Raw genomic sequence first — 13,962 nt, 5'->3', positions numbered from 1 at the left:
CCAGCCGGGGACGGCGCTCCTAATGTTCCGGGCAAAAGCAACGATAACCTGCAGGAGACCTTCGGGATTTCCTGCGGCGCCTTTTGCGGATGGGGGGAGAAGCCATGGTTGCCTTCGTGCAGCGTCGTCTGGCCGACATGGGTACGGCGAAGAAACTGGCCATCGGTTTCGGCCTGGTGTTGCTGCTCACCGCGCTGGTGGCGGTGATCGGCGTGACTTCGCTACGGGCAATTGCCCAGCGCTTCGACCTGCTCGGCGACATGTCGACCATCAACCGCGAAATGCTGGAGATGCGCCAGAGCGAGAAGGACTTCGTCATCGACGCCAGCGACGCCTCCGCCCAGCGCCTGCGCGAGCACGCCGGTAACCTCAATGCCGCGGTGGCGCGGCTCAAGGCCCAGCCGCAGCAGGCCGCGGCCATGGCCCAGGTCGAGCAGGGCATTGCCGAGTACCTGGCGGCCTTCGACCGCTTCGAGAAATCCAGCAAGAGCCGGCGCCTGTCCCTGGACGCTGCTACCTGGTCGGTGAACGGCGCGTCCAATAGCCTGGACATCCTGCAATCCAGCCTGGCCGATGACGGCGCCTACGAACTCAAGGATTCCCAGGGCCAGAAGGGCGAGGAACTGCTGCAGCAGGCCGCCCAGGTCAGCCAGCTCTACCGCCTGGTGCTGCAGGGGCTGAATGAAGCGCGCTCGCGGATGGATGCCGGCAGCACAGACAAGGCAGGCGGTGCGGACAAGACCGGCGACGAGAAGGTCGAGGGTGGGCGCATCAAGTCCGCCGCCGAGGCGCTGGAGCTGTCCGCCAAGTTGCAGCAGGCGATCACCGACCCGACCTATGTCTCGGTGCTCAAGGATGTGATCACCAACATCAACAGCTTCGTCGAGAAGCTCGACGAGTACACCGCCAGCCTGGAGCAGGAGAAGCAGGTCCACGCGCAGATGAACGACCGCGCCGCCCAGGTCATGCAGCAGGTCGACGCGGCCTACGCGGTGCAGCGCGAGGCAATGCAGGGACAGCTGCGGACCAACGCGCTGATGATCATCGGCTCGGCCGCCCTGGCGCTGCTGGTCGGCGCGCTGGCTTCGCTGCTGATCACCTGGATGATCGTGCGGCCGCTGCGTCAGGTGATCGGCATGGCCAGCCGCATCGCCGAGGGCGACCTGAGCGTGAGCATCGAAGTGCGCCGCAAGGACGAAGTCGGTCAACTGATGGGCGCGGTCGGCAGCATGGCTGAGAGCCTGCGCAGCATCGTCAGCCGGCTGAGCGATGGCGTGGGGCAGATCACCGCCTCGGCCCAGGCGCTGTCCAGCGTCACCGAGCGCACCCAGCACGGGGTGAACAGCCAGAAGGCCGAGACCGATCAGGTCGCCACGGCGATGAACCAGATGGCCGCCACCGTCCACGACGTGGCGCGCAATGCCGAGGAAGCTGCCAGCTCCGCCGAGCAGGCCGACGGCAAGGTCGCCAGCGGGCAGGACGTGGTGCGCCAGACCCTCGGCCGCATCGAGCAACTGGCTGAGGCCGTGCGCGCGGCTACCCAGAGCATCGAGCAGCTCGGCCGCGAGAGCCAGAGCATCGGCAGCGTGCTGGACGTGATCAAGAACGTCGCCGAGCAGACCAACCTGCTGGCGCTCAACGCCGCCATCGAGGCGGCGCGGGCCGGTGAGCAGGGCAGGGGCTTTGCCGTGGTGGCCGACGAGGTACGGGCGCTGGCGCGGCGCACCCAGCAATCCACCGCCGAGATCGAAACGCTGATCGCCGCCCTGCAGAACGGCGCGACTACGTCGGTGCAGCGCATGCAGCGCAGTCATGCGCTGGTGGAGATGACCGTGGGCGACGCGGTGCAGACCGAGGCCGCGCTGGGCACCATTGCCTCGGCGGTGGCGGTGATCCACCAGATGAACCAGCAGATCGCCGCCGCTTCCGAGCAGCAGAGTGCGGTGGCCGAGGAGATCAGCCGCAGCGTCAGCAGCATCCGTGGCATCGCCGACGAATCGGCGCAGGCCATGGAGTCCACTGCATCCTCCAGCGTCGAGCTGGCGCAGCTCAGCCGTGAGCTACAAGGGCTGGTCGGGCAGTTCCGCCTGTAATTCGGCTGCCCTGGCTTCCTGCTCGCGCTTGCGCTGCTGGTGCCWGCGCCGGTAGGCGTTGACGCCCGCGCGCACCGAGCTGAACACCAGGGGCGGCTTCACCTCGCCCAGGGCGCCGGAGCGCTTGAGCATCGCCAGGGTTTCGCCGGTCACCCGCGCCAGGGACAGGTGCACGCCCTGGGCGTCCAGCGTCTGCTGCACTTCGCGCAAGGTCGTCAGGCCGCTGATATCCAGGTTGAGAATGCCCTCGGCATTGAGCAGCACCGCGCGCGCGTTCGGCGCTGCAGCCACCACTTCCAGCAGGCGCTGTTTGAAGTAGTCGGCGTTGAAGAACAGGATCGGCGCATCGAAGCGGTAGATCACCAGTCCTGGCAGGGTGTGGGCGTTGGGGTATTGCTCCAGCTCCACCTGCCCGTCGATGCCGTGCACCCAGCCCATCACCGCGTCATGCGGGCGATAGGTGAGATAGAGCAGGCGCAGCAGGGCGAGCATGATGGCGACGAAGATGCCCGGCAGCACGCCGACGCTGAGCACGCCGACCGTGGTCAGCACGCACAGGCCGAACTCGAACCGGCTCAGCGCCCAGAAACCGCGCAGCGCGCGGAAGTCGATCAGGCCCCAGCCGGCCATCAGCAGCACTGCGCCCAGCGCTGGCATCGGCACCCAGCCCAGCGGCTTGCTGAAGAGCAGCAGGACCAGGCCGATCACCAGTGCGGCGACCACCCCGACCAGCTGGCTCTTGCCGCCGACCATGTCGTTCACCGCGGTGCGCGAGTCGGCGCCGCTGATGACGAAGCCCTGGGATATCCCCGCGCCGATGTTGGCCATGCCCAGCGCCATGAACTCGTGGTTGGCGTCGACGGCGTAACCGTGGCGGGCGGCGAAGCTGCGCGCGGTGAGCATGGCGCTGCAGAAGCTGACGATGGTGATGCCCATGGCATCGCGGAACAGGCTGCCCAACTCCTCGTAGCTGGTCTTCGGCCAGCTCAGTTGCGGCAGGCCCTGTGGGACTTCGCCGAGCAGCTTGATGCCGTACTGGTCGAGGCCGAACAGGGCGGCGATCAGCGAGGCGAACAGCACGCCGACCAGGGCGCCGGGAATCTTCGGGTAGCGCCGCGGCAGCAGGATCATCAGTGCCAGCGTACCGACGCCCAGTGCCAGGGTCGGGAAATGCGTATCGGCGAGGTTGCGCACCAGGGCGATCAGGCCGCGGACGAAGCCGCTGGTTTCGCTGTGGTAGCCGAGGATCTTGCCGAGTTGCCCGGCGATCAGGCTCAGGCCGATACCGTTCAGGTAGCCCACCAGCGTCGGCCGCGAGAGGAAGCTGGCGACGAAGCCGGCACGGGCGAAACCGGCGGCGATGGACAGCGCGCCCACCAGCACCGCGACGATCATCGACAGCTGCAGCAGGCGCTCCGGGTTGCCCGCCGCCAGCGGCGTGATGGCTGCGGCGACCATGGCGGCGGTGGCGGCATCCGGGCCGACCATCAGCTGCCGCGAGCTGCCGACGATGGCGTAGATCAGCATCGGCAGGATGCAGGCGTAAAGCCCGACCTGGGGCGGGAAACCGATGATCTGCGAATAGGCGAYGGCGGTGGGAATTTGCACCGCGGCCACCGACAGGCCGGCCTGGATATCCCGTGGTAGCCAGTCGATACGGTAGTGCAGCAGGCTGTCCAGACCGGGCAGCCAACGGGCGAGGGACATTCGGGGGGATCTTCCTTGGAATCGACCAAGGGAAATCCTAGCTGGAAAGGCGGGTTAGAGCTTGTCGGAAATCATCGAGATAGAGCGCGGAAAGTGTGCAGGCGGCGAAGGCTTGTCTGTAGGAGCGAGCTTGCTCGCGAACATTCCCTCCGGCAATGCCGGTGCTGGGCGGGTTCGCGAGCAAGCTCGCTCCTACAAGGTCACTCCGGCGTGGGGACAAACGTAGGAGCGGACTCCGTCCGCGATAGGTCCGCATCGCGCCGGTAGCCATCGCGGACGGAGTCCGCTCCTACGAATAACGTCAGCAATGACAGCGGTGGTCAGACCTTCAACACCAACTTGCCGAAGTTCTCGCCGCTGAACAGCTTGGCCAGGGTCTCGGGGAAGGTCTCCAGGCCTTCGACGATGTCTTCCTTCGACTTCAGCTTGCCCTCGGCGATCCAGGTCGCCATGTCCTTGAAACCTTCCTGGAAGCGGTGGGCGTAGTCCATCACCACCATGCCTTCCATGCGCGCACGGTTGACCAGCAGCGAGAGGTAGTTGGCCGGGCCGCGCACGGCTTCCTTGTTGTTGTACTGGCTGATGGCGCCGCAGATCACCACCCGCGCCTTGGGCGCCAGGCGGGCCAGCACGGCGTCGAGGATGTCGCCGCCGACGTTGTCGAAGAATACGTTCACGCCCTTGGGGCATTCGCGCTTGAGGCCGGCGTTGACGTCTTCGGCCTTGTAGTCGATGGCGCCGTCGAAGCCCAGTTCGTCGATCAGGTAGCGGCACTTGTCGGCGCCGCCGGCGATGCCGACCACGCGGCAGCCTTTGATTTTTGCGATCTGCCCGACCACGCTGCCCACCGCACCGGCGGCGCCGGAGACCACCACGGTGTCACCGGCCTGGGGCAGGCCGACGTCGAGGAAGCCGAAGTAGGCGGTCATGCCGGTCATGCCCAGCGCGGAGAGGTACAGCGGCAGCGGCGCGCGCTGGCTGTCGACTTTGTAGAAACCCTTGGGCTCGCCGAGGAAGAAATCCTGCACGCCGAGGGCGCCGTTCACTTCGTCGCCGACCTTGAAGTCCGGGTGCTGCGAGGCGATCACCTTGCCCACGCCGAGGGCGCGCATCACGTCGCCAATGGCCACCGGGGCGATGTAGGACTTGGCGTCGTTCATCCAGCCGCGCATGGCCGGGTCCAGCGACAGGTACTGGTTCTGCACCAGGATCTGCCCGGGGCCGGGCTCGCCGACCGGGGTTTCCACGTAGGCGAAGGTGTCGCGGGTGGCGGCGCCGACCGGGCGCTGGGCGAGTTGGAACTGGCGGTTGATCTGGGCAGACATGGCAGTGGACTCAGTCAGGGGAAAGCCTAGGTGATAGTCCGCGCGCGCCGATGGGGCAAGTTTCGTCCGCCGGCGGAATGTCCGCCCATCGGTTCCAGTGATCCGGATTTGGCGGAATCATCATTGGCATGGATGCAGCGAAGTCGTCCCGCCTGATAGTGCTTCGCGCCCGCGAAGCGCTGGCTAGACTGCGACGGTTATTCTCATTCCGCTTTCGAGGAACGCTCATGAGTCAGCTGCTTTCCGGCCAGGTTGCCCTGGTCACCGGCGCCGCCAACGGCATCGGCCGCGCCACCGCCCAGGCCTTCGCCCAGCAGGGTGTGAAGGTCGTGGTTTCCGACGTCGACGCCACGGGCGGCGAAGGCACCGTCGAGCTGATCCGCGCGGCGGGCGGCGAGGCGACCTTCATCCGTTGCGACGTGACCCGCGACGCTGAGGTCAAGGCGCTGGTAGAGGGCACCGTGGCCGCCTATGGCCGCCTGGACTACGCCTTCAACAACGCCGGCATCGAGATCGAGAAGGGCAAGCTGGCCGACGGCGAGGAGAGCGAGTTCGACGCCATCATGGGCGTCAACGTCAAGGGCGTCTGGCTGTGCATGAAGCACCAGATCCCGGTGATGCTGGAGCAGGGCGGCGGCGCCATCGTCAACACCGCCTCGGTCGCAGGCCTTGGCGCCGCGCCGAAGATGAGCATCTACGCCGCCTCCAAGCACGCGGTGATCGGCCTGACCAAGTCCGCCGCCATCGAGTATGCGAAGAAGAAAATCCGCGTCAACGCCGTGTGCCCGGCGGTGATCGACACCGACATGTTCCGCCGCGCCTACGAGGCCGACCCGAAGAAAGCCGAGTTCGCCGCCGCCATGCACCCGGTGGGCCGCGTCGGCCGCGTAGAGGAAATCGCCTCCGCCGTGCTCTACCTGTGCAGCGATAACGCTGGCTTCACCACCGGCATCGCGCTGCCGGTGGATGGTGGGGCGACGGCGATCTGATCGTCTCGAGGTAGTCCCGTGTGCGGCTGCCCTCACCATTTCTTCCGTGAGGCTCCTGTAGCCCCGTAGGGCGCATAACGCGCCAGCGTTATCCGCCACGAACCATACGGCGGATAACCTGTTCCAGGTTATGCGCCCTACGCGCTGGGCGGTTCGCGAGCAAGCTCGCTCCTACGAAAAGCTCCCTAGCCTCACGATCCCACCTAGTTCGCTACAAACTTTCGCATTCTGTTACAGGAAGAAGTGGTATTGGCCTGCAAGGCCAGTTACAAGCGCCCAGGAGGCCGAAACAATCGGCCCACCCCAGTTGGAGAATAATGACAATGACCAACGATCCCTTGCTGACGCTCTTCATGCCCATCGCCCTGGGCATCATCATGCTGGGCCTCGGCCTGTCCCTGACCGTCGCCGACTTCGCCCGCGTGGTGCGCTATCCCAAGCCCGTGCTCATCGGCCTGGTCTGCCAGATCATCCTGTTGCCCCTGGCGTGCTTCCTGATCACCCTCGGGTTTGCCCTGGAAGCCGCGCTGGCCGTGGGCATGATGCTGCTCGCCGCATCCCCCGGCGGCACCACCGCCAACCTCTACAGCCACCTGGCCCACGGCGACGTGGCGCTGAACATCACGCTGACCGCAGTGAACTCGGTGATCGCCATCCTCACCATGCCGCTGATCGTGAACATGTCGCTGCTGTACTTCATGAACGACGGCCAGACCATCCCGCTGCAGTTCGGCAAGGTGGTGCAGGTGTTCATCATCGTCCTGGGGCCCGTGGCCATCGGCATGATCGTGCGGCGTCTGCTGCCGGGTGTGGCGGCGGTGCTGCAGAAGCCAGTGAAGATTCTCTCCGCACTGCTGCTGGCGGTAATCATCGGCGTGGCCGTGACCAAGGACTGGCAGACCTTCCTCGCCTACGCGCCCATCGTCGGCGCCGCTGCACTGTGCTTCAACCTGCTGAGCCTGGCCCTGGGCTACTGGATTCCGCGCCTGCTCAAGCTGTCCAAGCCGCAGTCCATCGCCATCGGCATGGAGATCGGCATCCACAACGGCACCCTCGCCATCGCCCTGGCGCTCAGCCCGATGCTGCTGAACAACAAGACCATGGCGATCCCGGCGGCCATCTATGGCGTGCTGATGTTCTTCACCGCCGGCCTGTTCGGTTGGTGGGTCAGCCGCGGCGTGGGCAAGACTGCACCGGAGCAGGCGACGGCCTGAGTCATCAGGGCTTGCCGCGCCGGCCTGAACTGCCGATGCGGCCGAGCCATCCTACGCAATTGCGACAAGGTACTCGGGAAGTGTCCTGCACATGCCTCGGAAGAGGCTGTAGCATCCCGCATTGCTGCGCCTGCAAGGCCGCCGGTAAGGTTCCTGGGTCGCGACGGTCGTCGTGATCTGGGCGTGGAAACCCGGTGTTTTTCTACGTAGGCGCAGCAGCGCCAAGGCAGTTTGACTGGCGCTTTTTTGTGCCCGTCGCAAGTTGTCTATGGCGGGCCGTGTGAGGCGGACTTCGGTCCGGCCGGGGCCTACGTAGCCGGTATTTCCACCCTTGCACGGTCCCGCCACCCTTCTGTGGAAAGAATGGTGAGTGGGGTTCCTTTATTACTACGTAGGAATTCAGCTATGCGCTATCCCGCTTTTACCCTCGGGCACCGCCCGACACACCGTCCCCGACTCCTTCGATCGACTTGTCCGCTTCGCCGACCCTTGGTCGCGCTTGCGCCCTTGCTGGCGCTGGTGCCCGGCTGAGGTTTTCGGCAGATCGCCGGGCACGCTTGCCCGGCGATTTTCAGGTCATTTCAATCCATCATGTCGCATCCTCGGATGTGGCAGACAAGGAGTTCGTCATGGGACGTCGACTATCTGATTTCACCCCCGAGCCGCTGCTCCACATTCCCCCTGCCGACGGCCAGCCAGGCTTGGCGCTGGAGTGGCCAGCCGATTGTCAGTACGCCGTGGATGCCGCCGTGGCACGGGTCGAGCGCTGGTTTGCCGAGCGGCACAAATCCAGCCTGTGGATCGCCCTGCACATCGGTCGCAACGAGCAGCAGAGCAGCGCCCAGAGCCTGGCCTACGAAACCGCCTTCCTCTGGCGCCTGCAGCAACGCCTGATGGCCAGTGATGGAACGCTCCTCGCCTGACCAGGCCTAGCCGGATTAACTCTACGTAGGATGGCGTGGAGCGCAGCGATACCCATCGTGTTCGTTCCGCGCCGGAAGGCGAGAGCTTGCTGGAATACCCTCTGTAGGAGCGGACCTTGTCCGCGATCGCGCGCAGGGCGTGCTCCTACGGGGATTTGGTAAGCCGGCGGGAGTGGTGTCAGCCTGAGGGATTCGCGGACAAGGTCCGCTCCTACCCGATAGCCCCGTGCTCGGATCGGCCCTCACCCTAACCCTGGCTGCGCGCCCCGCTCAGAGGGAGAGGGGACCGTGCGGTGCAGAATGAAATTACAGCGTCAGCCGGCACAATCTGCCCCCTCTCCCTGAGGGAGAGGGCTGGGGTGAGGGGGGAGCGCCAACACGAAGTTATCCAGGGAAAGGCAGTTGCTCCTACGGGGCGGCAGAGGCATCGGCGGATAACCCGTTCCGGGTTATCCGCCCGACGTCATGGCGGCGATCAATCCGCCCAGTGCCACGCCGGGGCATCGAACGTGCCCTGGTCGCGGATGCGCGTCTGGCCCAGTTCCTTGTCCAGGTGCAGGCAGTTGCACTCGGGGTGTTCCTCCAGCGTGGCGATCAGCCGGCTGGCGTGGGACACGACCCAGACCTGGGTGTGCTTCGACGCGGCGATTATCAGCCGACCCAGCGCCGGCAGCAGGTCCGGGTGCAGGCTGGTTTCCGGTTCGTTGAGCACCATCAGCGACGGCGGACGCGGGGTGAGCAGGGCGGCGACCAGCAGCAGGTAGCGCAGGGTACCGTCGGAGAGTTCTGCAGCGCTCAGCGGGCGCAGCAGGCCGTGCTGCTTCAGCGCCACGGCGAAGCGGCCGCCGGGCTGGCAGTCGATCTGCAGTTCGGCGCCAGGGAAGGCGTCGCTGATCGCAGCTTCCAGCGCAGTCGCGTCGCCGATTTCACGGATGGTCTGCAGCGCGGCGGCAAGGTCGCGGCCGTCGTGGTGCAGCACTGGGGTGCGAGTGCCGAGCTGCGGCTGCCGCGCCGGGGCGTCGGCGTCGGTGCGGAAATGATCGTAGAAGCGCCAGCCGCGAATCTGCTCGCGCAGTAGCAGGGCTTCGGGGCAATCCGAGCCGCTGCCGATCTGGGTGAACAGGCTGTCGAATGTCGGAATGTGCTGCTCCAGCACCTGCCAGCTGCGGCCTTCGCGGGCGCGCAGCATTGGCCCGTTGCGTTCCACCAGTTGTGAGGCCGGACGGTACCAGGGGCCGGCCCAGATGCTTTCGTGCTTGATCTCCGGGTCCAGGCCGAAGGCGCTGACCACCGGCGGTGGCGGCAGGCCGAGGGCAATGGCGTAGCCGAAGTCCTCACCGGCAAAGCCCAGACGCAGGCGCTTGACCTCGTTGCGCGGGCCGCCCTGGACTTCCACCTCGCCCGAGCGCATGCGCCGTGAGTGGGTTTCCGGCCCGGCCCAGAAGGTGGACTCCAGCCCGCCCTCGCGCGCCAGCGCATTCACCACGCCGCCCTGGGCGGTTTCGGCGAGCAGGCGCAGGGCGCGGTAGAGGTTGGACTTGCCACTGCCGTTGGCGCCGGTGATCAGGTTCAGCCGGCCCAGCGGCAGCACCAGCGAGTTGATCGAGCGGTAGTTGGCAACGGCGAGGGTGTGCAGCATGCGGGGCGATCCGGTTCGGGCAATCGCCCGCATGCTAGCAGAAGGGTTGCGCCTTTACGGCGCGCGGCGCCAGTTCAGCACCAGTTGGGTCAGCAGGCCGGCCACCAGGCCCCAGAAGGCCGAGCCGACGGAAAATAGGGTGAAGCCCGAGGCGGTGACCAGGAAGGTGACCATCGCTGCTTCGCGCTGGCGCGCATCGGCCATGGCGTTGGTCAGGCCGTTGGTGATCGAGCCGAGCAGGGCAAGGGCGGCGATGGACAGCACCAGCGCCTTGGGCAGCGCGGCGAACAGCGCGGCCAGGGTGGCGCCGAAGATGCCGGCGATGCCGTAGAACAGCCCGCACCAGAGCGCGGCGGTGTAGCGCTTGTGCGGGTTCTCGTGGGCTTCCGGGCCGGTGCAGATGGCCGCGCTGATGGCCGCCAGGTTGATGCCGTGGGAGCCGAACGGCGCCAGCAGCAGCGAGGCGATGCCGGTGGTGGAAATCAGCGGCGAGGCGGGTACCTGGTAGCCGTCGGCGCGCAGCACGGCGAGGCCGGGCATGTTCTGCGAGGCCATGGCGACGATGAACAGCGGGATGCCGATGCTGATGGTGGCGGCCAGGGAGAAGCTCGGCGTGGTCCACACCGGGCGGGCGACTTCCAGCTGGAAGTGGCTGAAGTTGAGCAGGCCGAGGAAGCCGGCCAGGGCGACGCCCACCAGCAGCGCGGCGAACACCGCATAGCGCGGCGACAGGCGCTTGGCGACCAGGTAGCTGACGAACATCGCCACCACCAGTGCCGTCTGCTGCTGGGCGGCGTTGCAGATTTCGATGCAGATGCGGAACAGCACGCCGGCCAGCAGCGCTGAGGCCAACGAGCCGGGCACCTGGCGCATCAGCCGCTCGAAGCTGCCGGTGACGCCGCAGATGGTGATCAGCACGGCGCAGACGATGAATGCGCCGATGGCCTCGCCGTAGGGCACGCCGGGCAGGCTGCTGATCAGCAGCGCGGCGCCGGGGGTGGACCAGGCGATGACGATGGGCGTGCGGTAGCGCAGGGTCAGGCCGATGGTGGTCAGGGCCATGCCGATGGACAGCGCCCAGATCCACGAGGAAATCTGCGCGGTGCTCAGCCCCGCTGCCTGGCCGGCCTGGAACATCAGCACTAGCGAGCTGGTGTAGCCGGTGAGCATGGCGACGAACCCGGCGACGATGGCGGCGGGGGAGGAGTCTGCCAGCGGGCGCAGCGGCGCGGAGGCGGGTGTGGTGTCAGTCATGCACGAACTTCCATCAGGTGCGGGTGAACAGAGGGTAGAGCGACGCGACCAGCAGCGCCGCCATGCCGACGTTGAACAGGCGCAGCCGCAGCGGATCTTCCAGCCAGCGCCGCAGCAGGCTGCCGAGCACCGTCCAGACGCCGACGCTGGGCAGGTTGACCACCGCGAACAGGGTGGCGATCAGTACCACGTTGCCGATCCAGCTGTTGGCCGGCAGGTAGGTGGCGATGGCGCCTACGGCCATCACCCAGGCCTTGGGGTTGACCCACTGGAAGGCGGCGGCCTGGAGGAAGGTCATCGGTTTGGCGCTGTGCTCGCCCTTCGCCTCGGGGGCGCCGGAGCGGGCGATCTTCCACGCCAGGTACAGCAGGTAGGCGCCGCCAGCGTAGCGCAGCGCGGTATAGCTGGCCGGGAAGCGCTCGAACAGCTGGTGCAGGCCCAGGCCCACGGCGACCACCAGCAGCAGGAAGCCGATGCTGATGCCGAGCATGTGCGGGATGGTGCGACGCACGCCGAAGTTCACGCCCGAGGCCAGCAGCATCATGTTGTTGGGGCCGGGGGTGATGGAGGTGACGAAGGCGAACAGCACGAAGGCGCCGAGGAGTTCGAGGGGCATGGCTAGGTACCGGTCTTGTTTTGGGAACTGCTGTTTTTTCTGGAGCTTTGTGCCGGGGGCTTCCCTCTCCCCCCGCCCTCTCCCTGAAGGGAGAGGGAGCCATCCGTGCCGGCTGATGCTGTGGTTTCATCCGGCACCTTACGGTCCCCTCTCCCTTCAGGGAGAGGGTTAGGGAGAGGGCAGCTCCACGTGGAATCTCAAGTAAGGCCAGACTAATCCCGCAGGCGCCGGGCTGTCCCATAACAGCCAGTGGCCGTGTGGGCCGTACAGTGACGCTGGAAATGGCCCGTCCGGCTGAGTATGTTGCAGGTTTTCCGCCGGACCGGAGCCCGCCGTTCATGGAGCAGAACCCTTACGCCGCCCCGCAGGTCGAGCTGCTGGATACCCGCGCGCCAGAGCGCTTTCTCGCTGGTGGCTGGAGTGCCGGTGGGTTGCGCTTGCTGGCCTGGCTGAGCCTGGCGCTGCTGCTGTGCGACGTGACCACCATCGGCGTCGGCGTACTCGGCAAACTGTCGCCGCAGCTGGGACTGGGCTCGCTGGAAAACTGGCTGGGCGTGCTGGACCTGATCCTCGGGTGCTTCGTCGCCTGGCGTTGCACACGCCTGCTGGAGGACCGCTTCCTGGCCCGTGGGGTGCGTTGGCCGATGCTGATACTGATCCTGATGTCAGTGGTCATGCAGGCCTGCTCCCTGTGGTTCGAAGTCGATTTCGCCGGCCCGAACCGTTACGAGGACGTCGCCCTGTACCTGATGCTGATGTACCTGCCGGTCGGCATCGTGCAGGTCTGGTACGCCATCCGCGTGCTGAAGATCCAGTTGCCCTACACCTCGGTTAAGGTGATGGGCTGGATCGATCTGGTCGCGGGAGTTGCGCTGGGCAGCGTGATCCTGTTCGTCGCCGGCGTGCTGTTGGGGATGTTCAGCGCGATCCCCATGGCGCTGATGTTCTTCCGCGCCGCCCGCGAGCTGGACGCCGCCGCGGGTTAGTCCTCGTCCTGGGAATGGGTGATCGCCTGGTTCACCGCCAGCCAGCCGCGCACCGCGTCTTCCCCGGCCTCGTCGAAGGCGCGCTGCAACAGCCGGCCCTGCTCCTGGCGCAGGGCCTTTTCCAGCTTGCCACCCTCGGCGGTCAGCGCCAGCAGGCGCCGGCGCTTGTCGTTGTCGCAGGCTTCGCTGCTGATCAGGTCGCGCTCCTGCAACTGGCGCAGCGGCACGTTCAGCGCCTGTTTGGTCACGCCCAGGGCGGCCAGCAGCTGGCTGACGGAGAGCCCCGGATTGCGCGCGATGAAGAACAGGATGCGGTGGTGCACCCGGCTCAGGCCGCGGCGCGCGAGCATTTCGTCGGGTTTCGCGGTGAAGGCGCGGTAGCCGTAGAAGAAGGCTTCCATGGCCTGGAGTTGCAGGGCATTTTTTATTAGGTCAGGCATATTGACGTATCCATCGCGGGCGTCGTAGCTTCGGTCAATCAGTTTGACTCATTCCTCCGTGCTCCCGCTACCGGTGACCCCCATGGCCTTCTCCGAACGCATCGCTCGACTGAAAAGCTCCCTGATCCGTGAAATCCTCGCCGCGGCGCAGCGCCCGGAGGTGATGTCCTTCGCCGGCGGCCTGCCCGCCGAGCCGATGCTGCCGAAGGTGAATTGGGATGCCATGCCGGTGAGCATGGGCCAGTACGGCATGAGCGAAGGCGAGCCGGCGCTGCGCGAGGCGATTGCCGCYGAGGCGCGCGCCCTGGGTGTGCCCTGCGAGGCGAGCCAGGTGCTGATCGTCAGCGGTTCGCAGCAGACCCTGGACCTGGCCAGCAAGCTGTTCATCGATCCGGGCACCGAGGTGTTGCTCGAAGCGCCGACCTACCTCGCCGCGCTGCAGGCCTTCCAGCTGTTCGGCGCCAACTGCCTGACCGTGCCGCTGGGCGCCGAAGGCCCGGACGTCGCCGCGCTGCGCCAGCGCCTGGAAACCAGCAAGCCGGCCTTCGCCTACCTCATCCCGACTTTCCAGAACCCGTCCGTGGACGCAGGTCCTGCGGCAACCCGAGGAGATGCGCACTGAGCCGGCCTTGGTGTTGCAAGCGGATGTCGATGCGCGACGGGGGACTGTCCAGGGGCTGCGCCGCGCGACTGAAAACACCGTGGTAGGAGCATTGCAGGCCGGTGGCAGCGTCGCTCTGGAACTGGCTGATAAAAGCTTGCCGGCGCTGGCTTTC

General features: G+C 66.5%; 11 protein-coding genes and 1 pseudogene. 6 read left to right on the top strand and 6 right to left on the bottom strand.

Translation table 11 applies throughout. The features are described from left to right. The first annotated feature begins 104 nt into the window (after nucleotides 1-104). Complete coding sequence (locus QO207_RS26690) at nucleotides 105-2,093, top strand: methyl-accepting chemotaxis protein (RefSeq protein WP_301535269.1); 1,989 nt, start codon at nucleotides 105-107, stop codon at nucleotides 2,091-2,093. Here QO207_RS26690 and QO207_RS26685 read toward each other — a convergent pair. Then, the gene (locus QO207_RS26685; RefSeq protein WP_301535268.1) at nucleotides 2,061-3,800 is read right to left on the bottom strand and encodes a SulP family inorganic anion transporter; all 1,740 of its coding nucleotides are present in this window, start codon (nucleotides 3,798-3,800) and stop codon (nucleotides 2,061-2,063) included. The genes QO207_RS26690 and QO207_RS26685 overlap by 33 nt on opposite strands. Nucleotides 3,801-4,120: 320 nt before the next feature. Further along, nucleotides 4,121-5,125, bottom strand: coding sequence for an NADP-dependent oxidoreductase (locus tag QO207_RS26680; RefSeq protein WP_301535267.1), 1,005 nt, complete (start codon nucleotides 5,123-5,125; stop codon nucleotides 4,121-4,123). 227 nt (nucleotides 5,126-5,352) lie between these two features. Between QO207_RS26680 and QO207_RS26675 the strand changes: the two genes are divergently transcribed. The 3 genes from QO207_RS26675 (at nucleotide 5,353) to QO207_RS26665 (ending at nucleotide 8,251) form a co-directional block, all read left to right on the top strand. Next, entirely contained in the window at nucleotides 5,353-6,114 is a 762-nt protein-coding gene (locus tag QO207_RS26675) for an SDR family oxidoreductase (protein ID WP_301535266.1), read from the top strand. Nucleotides 6,115-6,437: 323 nt separating this feature from the next. After that, nucleotides 6,438-7,328, top strand: coding sequence for a bile acid:sodium symporter family protein (locus QO207_RS26670; RefSeq protein WP_301535265.1), 891 nt, complete (start codon nucleotides 6,438-6,440; stop codon nucleotides 7,326-7,328). 629 nt (nucleotides 7,329-7,957) lie between these two features. Next, nucleotides 7,958-8,251, top strand: coding sequence for a LasR-specific antiactivator QslA (locus QO207_RS26665; RefSeq protein ID WP_301535264.1), 294 nt, complete (start codon nucleotides 7,958-7,960; stop codon nucleotides 8,249-8,251). A 475-nt stretch (nucleotides 8,252-8,726) separates the two neighbouring features. On the opposite strand, the gene QO207_RS26660 is transcribed toward QO207_RS26665, so the two are convergent. The 3 genes from QO207_RS26660 to QO207_RS26650 are packed head-to-tail and all read right to left on the bottom strand — an operon-like array spanning nucleotide 8,727 to nucleotide 11,760. Continuing rightward, on the bottom strand, nucleotides 8,727-9,890 hold the full coding sequence (locus tag QO207_RS26660; RefSeq protein WP_301535263.1) for an AAA family ATPase: 1,164 nt from the start codon (nucleotides 9,888-9,890) through the stop codon (nucleotides 8,727-8,729). Between the two features lie 54 nt (nucleotides 9,891-9,944). Continuing rightward, a complete protein-coding gene (locus QO207_RS26655) occupies nucleotides 9,945-11,144 on the bottom strand; it encodes a benzoate/H(+) symporter BenE family transporter (RefSeq protein WP_301535262.1) in 1,200 nt (399 codons plus the stop codon). 13 nt (nucleotides 11,145-11,157) lie between these two features. Next, nucleotides 11,158-11,760, bottom strand: a complete 603-nt coding sequence (locus tag QO207_RS26650; protein WP_253451914.1) for a LysE family translocator — start codon at nucleotides 11,758-11,760, stop codon at nucleotides 11,158-11,160. Nucleotides 11,761-12,098: 338 nt separating this feature from the next. Here QO207_RS26650 and QO207_RS26645 point away from each other — a divergent pair, with 338 nt between their 5' ends. After that, nucleotides 12,099-12,746 (top strand): hypothetical protein, encoded by a 648-nt coding sequence (locus QO207_RS26645; protein ID WP_301535261.1) that lies wholly within the window; start codon nucleotides 12,099-12,101, stop codon nucleotides 12,744-12,746. On the opposite strand, the gene QO207_RS26640 is transcribed toward QO207_RS26645, so the two are convergent. Then, a complete protein-coding gene (locus tag QO207_RS26640) occupies nucleotides 12,743-13,186 on the bottom strand; it encodes a MarR family winged helix-turn-helix transcriptional regulator (protein ID WP_301535260.1) in 444 nt (147 codons plus the stop codon). The genes QO207_RS26645 and QO207_RS26640 overlap by 4 nt on opposite strands. 82 nt (nucleotides 13,187-13,268) lie before the next feature. Here QO207_RS26640 and QO207_RS26635 point away from each other — a divergent pair. After that, a pseudogene (locus QO207_RS26635) lies at nucleotides 13,269-13,766 on the top strand (aminotransferase class I/II-fold pyridoxal phosphate-dependent enzyme); the annotation flags it as partial. Nucleotides 13,767-13,962 lie beyond the last annotated feature (196 nt).

The organism is Pseudomonas sp. CAN1 (assembly GCF_030462585.1).
Classification (GTDB): domain Bacteria; phylum Pseudomonadota; class Gammaproteobacteria; order Pseudomonadales; family Pseudomonadaceae; genus Pseudomonas.
This window is presented reverse-complemented; position numbering and strand designations above follow the sequence as displayed.

What these genes read in the sequence shown, in the direction of transcription:
- QO207_RS26690 (WP_301535269.1), top strand. Translation starts at nt 105, where the DNA reads ATGGTTGCCTTCGTGCAGCGTCGTCTGGCCGACATGGGTACGGCGAAG.
- QO207_RS26665 (WP_301535264.1), top strand. Translation starts at nt 7,958, where the DNA reads ATGGGACGTCGACTATCTGATTTCACCCCCGAGCCGCTGCTCCACATT.
- QO207_RS26680 (WP_301535267.1), bottom strand. Translation starts at nt 5,125, where the DNA reads ATGTCTGCCCAGATCAACCGCCAGTTCCAACTCGCCCAGCGCCCGGTC.
- QO207_RS26645 (WP_301535261.1), top strand. Translation starts at nt 12,099, where the DNA reads ATGGAGCAGAACCCTTACGCCGCCCCGCAGGTCGAGCTGCTGGATACC.
- QO207_RS26640 (WP_301535260.1), bottom strand. Translation starts at nt 13,186, where the DNA reads ATGCCTGACCTAATAAAAAATGCCCTGCAACTCCAGGCCATGGAAGCC.
- QO207_RS26670 (WP_301535265.1), top strand. Translation starts at nt 6,438, where the DNA reads ATGACCAACGATCCCTTGCTGACGCTCTTCATGCCCATCGCCCTGGGC.
- QO207_RS26655 (WP_301535262.1), bottom strand. Translation starts at nt 11,144, where the DNA reads ATGACTGACACCACACCCGCCTCCGCGCCGCTGCGCCCGCTGGCAGAC.
- QO207_RS26675 (WP_301535266.1), top strand. Translation starts at nt 5,353, where the DNA reads ATGAGTCAGCTGCTTTCCGGCCAGGTTGCCCTGGTCACCGGCGCCGCC.
- QO207_RS26650 (WP_253451914.1), bottom strand. Translation starts at nt 11,760, where the DNA reads ATGCCCCTCGAACTCCTCGGCGCCTTCGTGCTGTTCGCCTTCGTCACC.
- QO207_RS26660 (WP_301535263.1), bottom strand. Translation starts at nt 9,890, where the DNA reads ATGCTGCACACCCTCGCCGTTGCCAACTACCGCTCGATCAACTCGCTG.